This is a genomic window from Moraxella sp. CTOTU47724 (assembly GCF_032014955.1).
GTDB lineage: Bacteria > Pseudomonadota > Gammaproteobacteria > Pseudomonadales > Moraxellaceae > Faucicola > Faucicola tetraodonis.
This window is the reverse complement of the sequence record NZ_DALZSV010000002.1, coordinates 96,900-108,574: the sequence shown is the minus strand read 5'-3', so window position 1 is coordinate 108,574 and position 11,675 is coordinate 96,900. Positions and strand designations below refer to the sequence as shown.

Annotated in this window: 13 protein-coding genes; 9 read left to right on the top strand and 4 right to left on the bottom strand. The window is 42.1% G+C overall.

Annotated elements, in window-relative coordinates:
* The coding region (ftsW, locus tag RTR63_RS01180) for a putative lipid II flippase FtsW (RefSeq protein ID WP_312522243.1) at positions 1-1,013 on the top strand (1,013 nt) is incomplete at its 5' end.
* On the opposite strand, the gene gluQRS is transcribed toward ftsW, so the two are convergent.
* The 4 genes from gluQRS to RTR63_RS01160 form a co-directional block, all read right to left on the bottom strand.
* Positions 1,010-1,972 (bottom strand): tRNA glutamyl-Q(34) synthetase GluQRS, encoded by a 963-nt coding sequence (gluQRS, locus tag RTR63_RS01175; protein WP_312522241.1) that lies wholly within the window; start codon positions 1,970-1,972, stop codon positions 1,010-1,012. The two genes, ftsW and gluQRS, sit on opposite strands and share 4 nt — an antisense overlap.
* Positions 1,965-2,402, bottom strand: a complete 438-nt coding sequence (dksA, locus tag RTR63_RS01170; protein ID WP_007115815.1) for an RNA polymerase-binding protein DksA — start codon at positions 2,400-2,402, stop codon at positions 1,965-1,967. Before dksA ends, gluQRS begins: the two co-directional genes overlap by 8 nt.
* Before the next feature lie 225 nt (positions 2,403-2,627).
* The gene (locus tag RTR63_RS01165; RefSeq protein ID WP_312522239.1) at positions 2,628-3,455 is read right to left on the bottom strand and encodes a metallophosphoesterase; all 828 of its coding nucleotides are present in this window, start codon (positions 3,453-3,455) and stop codon (positions 2,628-2,630) included.
* Positions 3,456-3,636: 181 nt separating this feature from the next.
* Positions 3,637-4,089 carry a Fur family transcriptional regulator gene (locus tag RTR63_RS01160; protein ID WP_309593632.1) on the bottom strand — a complete coding sequence of 151 codons (453 nt, stop codon included), beginning with the start codon at positions 4,087-4,089 and terminating at the stop codon, positions 3,637-3,639.
* A 336-nt stretch (positions 4,090-4,425) separates the two neighbouring features.
* Here RTR63_RS01160 and RTR63_RS01155 point away from each other — a divergent pair, with 336 nt between their 5' ends.
* From RTR63_RS01155 to atpD, 8 genes are all read left to right on the top strand, one after another.
* Positions 4,426-4,827, top strand: coding sequence for an ATP synthase subunit I (locus tag RTR63_RS01155; RefSeq protein WP_219332074.1), 402 nt, complete (start codon positions 4,426-4,428; stop codon positions 4,825-4,827).
* Positions 4,828-5,294: 467 nt separating this feature from the next.
* Positions 5,295-6,170 (top strand): F0F1 ATP synthase subunit A, encoded by an 876-nt coding sequence (atpB, locus tag RTR63_RS01150; RefSeq protein ID WP_007115819.1) that lies wholly within the window; start codon positions 5,295-5,297, stop codon positions 6,168-6,170.
* 27 nt (positions 6,171-6,197) lie between these two features.
* Complete coding sequence (gene atpE, locus RTR63_RS01145) at positions 6,198-6,440, top strand: F0F1 ATP synthase subunit C (RefSeq protein ID WP_007115820.1); 243 nt, start codon at positions 6,198-6,200, stop codon at positions 6,438-6,440.
* 79 nt (positions 6,441-6,519) lie between these two features.
* Positions 6,520-6,990, top strand: coding sequence for a F0F1 ATP synthase subunit B (locus RTR63_RS01140; RefSeq protein WP_036594652.1), 471 nt, complete (start codon positions 6,520-6,522; stop codon positions 6,988-6,990).
* Between the two features lie 25 nt (positions 6,991-7,015).
* On the top strand, positions 7,016-7,618 hold the full coding sequence (locus tag RTR63_RS01135; protein ID WP_076775457.1) for a F0F1 ATP synthase subunit delta: 603 nt from the start codon (positions 7,016-7,018) through the stop codon (positions 7,616-7,618).
* Positions 7,619-7,665: 47 nt separating this feature from the next.
* Positions 7,666-9,210: a F0F1 ATP synthase subunit alpha gene (gene atpA, locus RTR63_RS01130; protein ID WP_144918688.1), complete on the top strand. Its 1,545-nt coding sequence runs from the start codon at positions 7,666-7,668 to the stop codon at positions 9,208-9,210.
* A 141-nt stretch (positions 9,211-9,351) separates the two neighbouring features.
* Positions 9,352-10,230, top strand: a complete 879-nt coding sequence (gene atpG, locus RTR63_RS01125) for a F0F1 ATP synthase subunit gamma (RefSeq protein WP_050325148.1) — start codon at positions 9,352-9,354, stop codon at positions 10,228-10,230.
* A 25-nt stretch (positions 10,231-10,255) separates the two neighbouring features.
* Positions 10,256-11,656, top strand: a complete 1,401-nt coding sequence (atpD, locus tag RTR63_RS01120) for a F0F1 ATP synthase subunit beta (RefSeq protein WP_219300278.1) — start codon at positions 10,256-10,258, stop codon at positions 11,654-11,656.
* Positions 11,657-11,675: the final 19 nt, after the last annotated feature.

The following is an 11,675-nucleotide window of genomic DNA, read 5'->3' as shown; positions in this document are numbered from 1 at the left end:
ATTTTTACTTTTTTTATCACCAACTGGCGTATATGGGAATCGGTGCAGTTCTTGGTTTACTGGTATATTTTATCCCGCTTCGCAAGACGTTTCGCTTAGATTTTATTATGTATGCGCTGCTGGCTTGTCTTTTGCTGATTATTTATACCCTAATCGGTGGGTCAGTGATTAACGGCAGTAAACGCTGGATTGAATTGGGTGGTATCAATTTTCAGCCCTCTGAATTGGCAAAGTTGTTGATGATTTTGTACACCTCAGATTATCTGGTGCGCCGATCAGAAGAGATTCGCAACCATTGGAAAGGCTTTTTGCGGCTAACACTGATAGCCATGGGGCTGATCTTATTTATCATGTTGCAGCCTGACTTCGGCTCGGTGGTGATTATTGCGACCTGTATTGCGGCGATGATTTTTGTCGGTGGCTTACCCATGCGCCAGTTTTTCATCATCATGGGCGCCATGTTTTTGGCAGGCACCATGGCGATTATGGGGGCAAGTTACCGACTAAAACGGGTAACCTCGTTTTTAGATCCGTTTGATGACTTAAAAAATAGTGACTATCAGCTAGGTCGCAGTATTGTAGCCTTTGCCCGCGGTGAGTGGTTTGGTGTCGGCTATGGGGAAAGTATCCAAAAACTCTCCCATTTACCGGAGGCGCATACCGACTTTTTACTAGCGATTACCGGTGAAGAGTTAGGCTTAGTGGGTGTGTCGTTTTTACTGGTGTTACAAATTATTTTGGTCACTACGGTTATGCGCATTAGCTACCAAGCGCTAGCACGGCACCAAACACGCTTAAGCTATTTTGCGTTTGGGGTTGGTATTTTGTTCTTTGGGCAAATTTTCGTCAACGCCGGCATGACCATGGGCATGCTACCTACCAAAGGGTTGACTATGCCATTTTTTAGCTATGGGGGTTCTTCTATGGTGGTTAATCTGATTATCGTCGGATTGTTGATGCGAATTATCAAAGAAAGCCCAACGATTCCTGCCAATCAATGTCGTTATTATTAATGGGTTGCCAAAAGATTTTGTAAGCTATCGACTTTAATACGCTGTTTGCCTTGCAGCGGCGTATGATTCCATTGGCAAACCGCCTGCTCGAGCATCCTGATCGGTTTATCCATATCAATCGGTGGCTGTTGTAATAATTGCAATGCCGTCTTAATAAGTTGTGGGGCAGGGTAGGATTGAATCGGCTCGGCGAGCGTTTGTTTAGACAGCTTTTGCCCTTGTGCATTCACCAAAATGGGTAAGTGATAGTAGTGTTGGTTAGGGGGAAAATTTAAATACTCCGCAATGACCATTTGCGGTATCGTTAATGGTAATATATCCAGACCACGAACGATTTGATTGACACTCTGTTGCACGTCATCAATTACCACTGCGAGCATATAATTAATCATGCCTTTGCTGGCGGTTGGCGTATTTGAGAAAGACCGCCCAATACGCCGCCTTCTGACCACAATATCACCCTGTTCTCGTTGCGGATTGCCTGAAATCACCCCTTGCAGCTGATCGAAAAAAAGCATTGGGTTATCTGGCATCACTAAGCGAATGGCATGATCGCGTGATAGCCGCTTATGGACACAGATTCTAGGATAGGTGTATTGGGTGTTGGGATGGGCGAGTTGATAAGTTTGCAGGGATTTACGACTGCAATCACAGCCATAACTTAAAGCTTTTAGCTTCTCATCCAATAACGCGTGATATGTGTCTAGGTGTTGCGACTGGTAGCGAATGTTACCATCCCAGTGCAAACCTAATCGCTCCAAATCTGCTAAAATCAAATTGCTAAATCTTGGATGACAGCGCTCAGTATCAGTATCTTCAATGCGTACCAGCCACTTGCCTTGCGCTTGCTTGGCGATACAGTAACTGGCAATAGCCGTCACCAGTGACCCCAAATGCAAAGCTCCCGTCGGAGAGGGAGCAAAGCGTCCAATAACAGGAGACGGTGATAAATTAAGCATGACCCCATGCTTGTTTTTCTTTAATCTCTGATAAGGTTTTGCAATCGATACATTGGGTTGCCGTTGGACGGGCTTCTAAACGACGCACACCAATCTCCACACCGCAAGTCTCACAAAAACCGTAATCGCCACTGTCAATCTCGGCAATCGATTTATCAATCTTGCGAATCAGTTTACGCTCACGGTCACGCGTGCGCAGTGCCAACGCAAACTCTTCTTCTTGGGTGGCGCGGTCATTAATATCAGGCATTGCCGTTGATTCATCTTGAATATAAGATTTGGTTGATTCAGCTTCGCTAATTAACTGCTCTTTCCAATCTAATAAAATTTTTCTAAAATGCGCAAGTTGTGCGTCATTCATATATTCTTCTTCAGCCGCTGGCTGATATGGGGTAAAGCTTAATTCACGTTCATTTTGGGCAGATGCCATAGCTAATTCCTTTAAAAACCGATAGTGATACAATTTTAAGTTTACAATTTCATTACGAGTTCAGCACTTAAGCCAATGACATCGCGTTATTAACGCTTTAAACGCTGCAATTCGCCAGTATATGAAATCAAACTAAAATAAACGCTAAAACCTTAATAAACAAGCTAACCAAACTTTCACGACATTAAGTTTATGAACATAAGTTCAACAACCATGAAAAATTAGTCAGATAGTATCTGTTCTTTTGATACCAGTTGCAAGTAACCCATTGTTATATAAATTTATCCAACGTAAACCAGGCGCAATTTCGTCAATGGTATAGTCTTTACACAAGGGCTTAAACTGTAGACTGGTCGATGGGCAGCCGAATACCGATGTCCCGTAGTTAATCTTATGCATTTCTTGGTGAATATGACCGACAAATATAGCTTTAATGCGGTCTAGATACGGCATTACGACTTCCCAAAAACGTTCCGCATTGATTAAGGTGTATTTATCAAGCCATGTTGAATCGATTAAGACCATCGGATGATGACAAAAAATTGCACAAGGGCGACTGGCGTTCGCTAACTGTTGCGCCAGCCACCGCAATGTCTGCTCGTCAATTTTGCCATGACTGTGTCCCTCACAAGAGGAGTCTAATAACAATAAGTCCCAATAATCGGTGGCAATACTATAGCAGTTTTGCAGGCGAGTATCTGCTTTGACTGGCAAATGACGGCGCTGGGCAAAAGGTAGATGATTATCCAGCTCTAGGGTCACATCATGATTGCCCGGGATAGCTACAAAAGGAATATTGATGTCGTCTAAGGCTGCAAATAAACGGTCATAATTTTGCTGAGTAGGTTCATGACATAAATCCCCTGTCAGTACCAATAAATCAACATCATTGCGCTGTTGTCGGACCAAGGATAATACCGACTCAAATGTGTCTGTGGTATTAACGCCATTCATTAACTTATTAGGGTCATTAAAAAGATGCAGATCACTTAATTCAATGATTGAAAAGTAATCAGCGTGGTGTTGTGATATCGAACTTGGCAGTAACGTCACTCAGTTATCCTTAGAATAATGACGGTAATCGTGGCAGTACAACTTTATCAAACAACGGTTAATTGACTTAAGTCAATCAAATAAGGCATGTTTTATATCACAAATGCTCATAATTGACAAACACAATAGCAAAATAATTGTTGGCAGAGTCTCCTTCTAAGCATTCGATAAAAAAAGGTGACTATTGGCAGCGCTGACAAACACCTGAAAGCTCAATAATACTTGACTGAGTGGCAAAATTGGTCGATTGCTCAACCTCAGTTAGCATGGTCTGGATAGATGGGCGGCTAAACTCTTGTACCTCGCCACAGCATCGACAGACCAAAAAAGCGGCAACATGGCGATCGGTAGGCTGAGAGCAAGCAAAAAATGCCTTACTGGAATTTAATTGATGAACCAAGCCATGCCTGAGCAAAAAATCCAAACTACGATATACAGTTGGCGGTGCGACGACTTTTTCGCTCGCTGATTGCAGCAAATCCAATAATTCATACGCCCCAATGGGTTGGGCGGCAAGTAAAATCAAACGATACACTTGCTCTCGCAGTGCAGTAAAACGTAAACCTTGCGCTTGGCAATCTTGTTTTATCTGAGCAATCTGTGCTTCAATCTGCTCGGCGGTCATTTGTGGCATACACATAGACATAGATAGGTGGCGACAATTTACGTCGTAACTATTGGCTGATTGAATAGAATTTCCAGCTGATTGTATAGAAGGTTGGGGCATATCAATAAAATCATCAATAACTATCAAATTACTTTAGCATGAAAACCGCATAATTTGTCTGAGAAATTAGCAGTTCGGCTATAAAGCTACCCGACAATATAACAAGTCTAATAACACACTATTCATAATGACTGACGATTAACGTCAGCGTAGATAAAACAACCTTTAGCCAAATTTTTAATCAAGATTCTGCTATACTACTTTCATCATTCCTGCCCATAATCACCTAGCCCTTATTTTGCTATGTCAAAACCTGCCAAGCCATTTGACCCACAGTCTATCCAACAATCTATCAACAAGCAGTCATGGCTGATACTTGGGCTGGTTGCCATCGGGATTGTATGGGATGTTTGGCAAGGCAATAGCCAGTATGCGGTGAGTAAAAATCTGCTAGCCGGTAGTGTGCTAGGGTGGGTGAGTCAAATCATCTTTGCTAAAATTTCCCTGAGCAAATCGGGCTATCAGCAGCGTCGTCAAATTGTTCATCGTTTTTACCAAGCGCATATGGCAAAGTGGGTGTTGACCATTGTTGGGTTTGCACTGATTTTTTTGCTGTTAAAACCGCTAAACGCCATTGCGGTATTCGCGGGGTACTTAATTTTGCAAATGAGTTACCTCATTATCACTTACCGAAATCCTTGGTAAAAAAAGGCTATTTACATTTATCTCGTAATAATAGAAATAACCTAAACTAAATCACAAATAAATCTATTTAATCCTTTACAAAAAGGTAACAGTTGAATTAATATAGTGAAAATTTTTTAAAGGTGCGATTGCTCAGCGCTAATTGGCTAAAAAGAATTAGTTTTCAAGCAATTGCATATATGTTTTACTGATGACCCACTTATTTGAGTCAAGCAAAACACAGTAGGTCGATAGCCTATATTATTACGTTGATAAACAAGTTGTTTATTCACGGTTCATCACCTTAGTTAAGCAGATTGCTTAAACGCCTCGATGTGCCTTTGACGTCATGTTTGCACTTCTCATTGAGTATCATCAGCTCAGTTAGATACGATTATAGTGTTAAGTTACAAATTTTTGTGATTAGACAAAATATCTGACGCTAACTCCCTCTATTATCGGCTCAATATAAAAAAGAAGTTAAGATTATGGCAGAAGCAAACGCAGAAATTACTTCAAATGAGTATATCAATCACCACTTGACAAACTGGACTTTCGGTAATCACCCAACAGAAGGTTGGATAGTTGCGGAAACCAAACAGCAAGCTTCTGAAATGGGTTTCAATGCGATTCATTTAGACTCAATGCTGTGGTCGATTGGTTTAGGGGTTCTTTTTTGTGCCATTTTTTATATGGTGGCAAAAAGAGCGACCTCGGGTGTACCCGGCAAAATGCAAGCTTTTATTGAAATGATTGTGGAGTTTGTTGATAGTAACGTTCGTGATACTTATCATGGCACATCAAAGGTTATTGCGCCATTAGCACTGACAATTTTTGTGTGGATTTTCTTGATGAACTTCATGGATCTTCTGCCAGTTGATTATTTGCCTGTCATTGCACAAAAAATTGGTGGTCTGCTAGGACATAACCCACACCATGTTTACATGAAAGTCGTACCAAGTACCGACCCAAATGTGACGCTTGGTATGTCGTTCTCAGTATTTGCACTGATCATTTTTTATAGTATTAAAGAAAAAGGTTTTGGCGGTTTTATTGGTGAATTAACCCTTCATCCATTTAGCGCAAAAAACCCAATCGCTAAAATCTTATTGATTCCAGTGAACTTTATCCTAGAGTTTGTAACTCTAATCGCAAAACCTATCTCACTTGGCTTACGACTTTTTGGTAACATGTATGCAGGTGAATTAATTTTTGTGTTAATCGCCCTTATGCCATTTTGGATTCAATGGGTGTTATCAGTACCGTGGGCAATCTTCCACATTTTAGTAATCACTTTGCAAGCGTTCGTTTTCATGATGCTAACCATTGTCTATCTTAGCCTTGCATCACAAACTGAACATTAATTTCAAAACAGTAATGAGGATACATCAATGACTCTAGAAGGTATGACCGTTCTTGCCGTTGCTTTGCTAATCGGTTTAGGTGCACTAGGCACAGGTATTGGCTTTGCAATCTTAGGTGGCAAATTCTTAGAGGGCGTCGCTCGTCAACCAGAACTAGGTTCACAATTGCAAACTCGTATGTTCATCGTGGCAGGTCTTCTTGACGCCGTACCGATGATCGGTGTTGGTATTGCAATGTTATTGTTATTCGCAAATCCTTTAGCAGGTTAATAGGTACACTATCAGTACAATGTCCACATCATCTTATGTGGACAAGGATTGAAGAAACTTAATTAACGAGGGATTCTAAGTGAATATCAATGCAACCCTAATTGGACAATCGATTGCATTCGCCATCTTCGTGATGTTTTGCATGAAGTTTGTGTGGCCGCCTTTGGTTGCTGCTATTTCGGATCGCCAACGTAAAATCGCAGATGGCCTAAATGCTGCCGAAAAAGCCAAAGCAGACTTAGCAACTGCATCACAAGCTGCAGAGCAAGAGCTTATCGCAGCAAAAGCAAAAGCCGCTTCACTCATTGACCAAGCGAACAAAAGCGCCAATCAAATGATTGAAGATGCCAGAGTGCAAGCACAAGTGGAAGGCGAACGTATTCGTCAACAAGCGCGTGAAGCAATTGATCAAGAAATTAATAAAGCCCGTGAAGGTTTACGCGCGCAGGTTGCAGAACTTGCCGTACTCGGTGCCGAAAAAATCTTACAAGAAAAGGTCAATCCAGAAACTCATGCCAATATGTTAAACCAATTGGCAGCCAAGTTATAAGTAGCAACCGTACAGTGAGGATATGATGGCTGATTTATCAACCTTAGCAAGACCCTATGCAAAAGCAGCATTTGATTATGCTAAAGAGCATCACGCTGTCAATGAGTGGCAAGATTACTTAAACGTGATGAATGCCATCGTTAGTGATAAAGCATTTGCCGATTATATCAATAATCCAGCAGTTGCTGCACAAGCTAAAGTCGCTACTTTAAAAGACCTTTATAACCAAAGTTCACCTGAAGATAGCAATACCGTGTTTAAAACTTTAAGCACCGCTATTGAGGGTGGGGCACAAGCAGATTCCAATGCTTTTGTTAATTTTTTGACGCAACTTGCAGAGCAAGATCGTTTGGCATTATTACCCAGTATCAATGAGCGTTTTGGTTTATTAAAAGCCGCTGATGCAAAAGAAGTTCATGCATATGTCACGTCGGCATATCCATTAACGCAAGTGCAAGAGCAACTCATTGAACACCGACTTGCTACCTCCCTAGGCGCGAAGGTCGTACTACATGTCAATGTAGACCCTGCCCTAATTGCAGGTGTGACGATTAAGGTCGGTGACAAAGTAATCGATGACTCTGTACGTGGCAAATTAAAACAGTTAAAAACACAGCTGACGGCATAAATTTCAACAAAATTGATTCTAGTCAGTAAAAATTAAGGAACAGTGCAATGCAACAATTGAATCCAGCGGAAATCAGTAATCTGATTAAGCAGCGAATTCAAGACCTGACTGCGGGTGCCACAGCAAAGAACGAAGGCACTATTGTCATGGTATCTGACGGTATCGTACAGATTCATGGTCTTGAAGATGCCATGTACGGCGAAATGATTGAGTTTGAAGGTGGCGTATATGGTATGGCGCTAAACCTTGAACAAGACTCAGTCGGCGCGGTTGTTCTAGGTGAATACTTGAATCTCCAAGAAGGACAAAAAGCTTACTGTACTGGTCGTATTTTAGAAGTACCAGTTGGACCCGAGCTTTTAGGTCGTGTGGTAGATGCACTGGGTAATCCTATCGATGGTAAAGGCCCAATTAACGCCAAATTAACGGATAAAGTTGAAAAAATCGCCCCAGGCGTTATCGACCGTCAATCAGTTGATGAGCCAGTAATGACAGGTTATAAAGCTGTTGATACCATGATTCCAATCGGACGTGGTCAACGTGAGCTTATTATTGGTGACCGCCAAACTGGTAAAACAGCCATGGCAATCGATGCGATCATCGCGCAAAAACACTCGGGCATTAAATGTGTATACGTAGCCGTTGGTCAAAAACGTTCAACAATCGCAAACGTGGTACGTAAACTAGAAGAAACGGGCGCATTAGCTTATACAACGGTTGTGGTTGCATCTGCTTCTGAACCAGCAGCACTGCAGTACATCGCGCCATACTCTGGTTGTACTATGGGTGAATACTTCCGTGACCGCGGTGAAGATGCGCTTATCATTTATGATGATTTATCAAAACAAGCCGTAGCCTATCGTCAAATTTCATTGCTTTTACGTCGTCCACCAGGACGTGAAGCTTACCCAGGTGACGTATTCTACCTTCACTCACGTCTATTAGAGCGCGCTTCACGTGTAAGCGCTGAGTATGTAGAAAAATTCACCAACGGTGCAGTAACAGGTAAAACAGGTTCGTTAACTGCCTTGCCAATTATCGAAACTCAAGCAGGTGACGTATCAGCATTCGTACCAACCAACGTGATTTCAATCACTGATGGTCAGATCTTCCTAGAGTCAAGCTTGTTTAACTCAGGTATCCGTCCAGCGGTGAATGCGGGTATTTCAGTTTCTCGTGTGGGTGGTGCAGCACAGACTAAAATCATCAAAAAATTGTCAGGTGGTATCCGTACCGCATTGGCACAGTATCGTGAATTGGCAGCGTTTGCACAATTTGCTTCTGACCTAGATGACGCAACCCGTAAACAGCTTGACCATGGTCAACGTGTGACTGAATTGATGAAACAAAATCAATACGCACCAATGAGCATCGCTGAACAAGCTGCGGTAATTTATGCTTCTAACGAAGGCTATCTAGCCGATGTTCCCGTCAACAAAGTGGGTGCATTTGAAGCAGGTTTGTTACGTTACCTACGTGACCAACATGGTGATTTTATGGCAGACATTGATAACACTGCCAACTATAATGATGATATCGCAAACCAATTCAAATCAGCGATTGAAAACTATAAGCAAAATCATTCATTCTAAGATTTACTGAAATTTTAGAACTGCATTGTCATAGAACAAATGAACAAAGGGGTTATGATTACTTTGTTCATTTTTCCAAATTTCGTCCATGTTACATTAATGGGCGTGGACTGAAACTAAACATGGCTGTATGGATTATTTATGGCAAGTTTAAAAGAAATTCGAGCAAAAGTTGCTAGTATTAAAAGTACCCAGAAAATTACTCGCGCCATGCAAATGGTTGCAGCGAGTAAGATGCGACGTGCCCAAGAACGTATGCAACTAGGTCGTCCTTATGCTGATAGCATGCGTCGAGTGGTTTCTCATCTAGTCAAAGCTTCACCTGACTACAAACATCCTTACTTAGTACCTCGTGCGGTTAACCGTGTTGGCTATATTGTAGTCAGTTCTGACCGTGGTCTTGCAGGTGGTTTGAATATCAACTTATTCAAAAAATTGATGCAGCACGTTAAACAACAAAAAAGTCAATCTGTTGAAACGCGCTTTGCGGTGATTGGTCAAAAAGGCGTGAGCTTTTTTAAAACATTTGGTGGTACGGTGATTGCAGCGGAAACTCACTACGGTGATAACCCAAGTTTTGAGCAACTCAGTGTCCCAGTTCAAGTAATGCTTGATGCGTATAATCGTGGCGAAATTGATGAAATTTACCTGGTATATAATGAATTTGTTAATGCCATGACGCAAAATCCCAGTGTGCAACGCTTAGTACCGATTGCGGCTGAGTCTTTGGTTGATGAAACGATGGCAAATCGTGAACACAGCTGGGACTACATCTATGAGCCAACTACCAAAGAGCTGCTTGATGGTTTGATGGGACGTTATGTTGAATCAATCGTCTATCAAGGTGTGGTAGAAAATATTGCTTCTGAACAGTCTGCACGTATGGTTGCTATGAAAGCAGCAACGGATAACGCAGGTAACTTAATTAACGAATTACAATTGGTTTACAACAAGCTGCGTCAAGCGGCGATTACCCGAGAAATTTCGGAAATCGTTGGCGGTGCTGCTGCTGTTTCATAATTGACCTACATTCAAGGAGAGCGTAATGAGTAGCGGTCGTATTGTACAGATTATTGGCGCGGTTATTGACGTTGAATTTGACCGTCAAAGCGTACCAAAAATTTATGATGCCTTAAAAGTCGAAGGCACAGAAACTACATTAGAAGTACAACAACAATTGGGTGATGGTATCGTGCGTACTATCGCCATGGGTTCTACTGAGGGTCTAAAACGTGGTCTACCAGTTAGCAACTCTGGCGCACCAATCTCTGTGCCAGTGGGTAAAGGTACCCTAGGTCGTATCATGGACGTTTTAGGACGTCCAATCGACGAAGCAGGGCCGGTAGAACATAGTAACACTTGGGCAATTCACCGTGAAGCGCCAAGCTATGACGAACAATCAAACTCTACTGAACTTTTAGAAACCGGTATTAAAGTAATTGACTTACTATGCCCATTTGCTAAAGGTGGTAAAGTCGGTCTGTTCGGTGGTGCAGGTGTTGGTAAAACCGTTAACATGATGGAACTTATCAATAACATCGCAAAAGCACACTCAGGTTTATCTGTATTTGCTGGCGTAGGTGAGCGTACCCGTGAAGGGAATGACTTCTACCATGAGATGAAAGATTCAAACGTACTTGATAAAGTTGCGATGGTGTATGGTCAGATGAATGAGCCACCAGGAAACCGTTTACGTGTTGCCTTGACCGGTTTGACCATGGCGGAATACTTCCGTGACGAAAAAGATGAGAACGGTAAGGGTCGTGACGTATTATTGTTTGTTGACAATATTTATCGTTATACACTAGCGGGTACCGAAGTATCAGCATTATTAGGTCGTATGCCATCTGCGGTAGGTTATCAGCCAACGCTTGCAGAAGAGATGGGTGTATTACAAGAACGTATTACTTCAACCCAATCAGGTTCTATTACTTCGGTTCAAGCAGTATATGTTCCTGCCGATGACTTGACTGACCCATCACCTGCGACAACCTTTGCACACTTAGACGCAACAGTGGTATTGAGCCGTGATATTGCCTCACAAGGTATTTACCCAGCGGTTGACCCACTAGACTCAACGTCGCGTCAGTTAGACCCACTAGTCATTGGTGAGGAGCACTATGCTGTTGCTCGTGGTGTCCAAGAAGTGTTACAACGCTTTAAAGAGTTGAAAGACATTATTGCGATTTTGGGTATGGACGAATTATCAGAAGATGATAAATTAGTGGTATACCGTGCACGTAAAATCCAACGTTTCTTGTCACAACCTTTCCACGTTGCAGAGGTATTCACTGGCTCACCAGGGAAATACGTACCAATCCGTGAAACCATTCAAAGCTTTAAAGCAATCTTGAATGGTGAGTATGATGACTTGCCAGAACAAGCATTCTACATGAAAGGTGGTATTGAAGAAGTGGTTGCTGCAGCAGAAAAACTACGCGGCTAATTTCTCAATCAAACCCTGT

Excerpts from the sequence above, each read along its gene's own strand:
- gluQRS (WP_312522241.1), bottom strand. The coding sequence starts at position 1,972 with ATGCTTAATTTATCACCGTCTCCTGTTATTGGACGCTTTGCTCCCTCT.
- dksA (WP_007115815.1), bottom strand. The coding sequence starts at position 2,402 with ATGGCATCTGCCCAAAATGAACGTGAATTAAGCTTTACCCCATATCAG.
- RTR63_RS01160 (WP_309593632.1), bottom strand. The coding sequence starts at position 4,089 with ATGCCACAAATGACCGCCGAGCAGATTGAAGCACAGATTGCTCAGATA.
- RTR63_RS01155 (WP_219332074.1), top strand. The coding sequence starts at position 4,426 with ATGTCAAAACCTGCCAAGCCATTTGACCCACAGTCTATCCAACAATCT.
- atpB (WP_007115819.1), top strand. The coding sequence starts at position 5,295 with ATGGCAGAAGCAAACGCAGAAATTACTTCAAATGAGTATATCAATCAC.
- atpE (WP_007115820.1), top strand. The coding sequence starts at position 6,198 with ATGACTCTAGAAGGTATGACCGTTCTTGCCGTTGCTTTGCTAATCGGT.
- RTR63_RS01135 (WP_076775457.1), top strand. The coding sequence starts at position 7,016 with ATGGCTGATTTATCAACCTTAGCAAGACCCTATGCAAAAGCAGCATTT.
- atpA (WP_144918688.1), top strand. The coding sequence starts at position 7,666 with ATGCAACAATTGAATCCAGCGGAAATCAGTAATCTGATTAAGCAGCGA.
- atpG (WP_050325148.1), top strand. The coding sequence starts at position 9,352 with ATGGCAAGTTTAAAAGAAATTCGAGCAAAAGTTGCTAGTATTAAAAGT.
- atpD (WP_219300278.1), top strand. The coding sequence starts at position 10,256 with ATGAGTAGCGGTCGTATTGTACAGATTATTGGCGCGGTTATTGACGTT.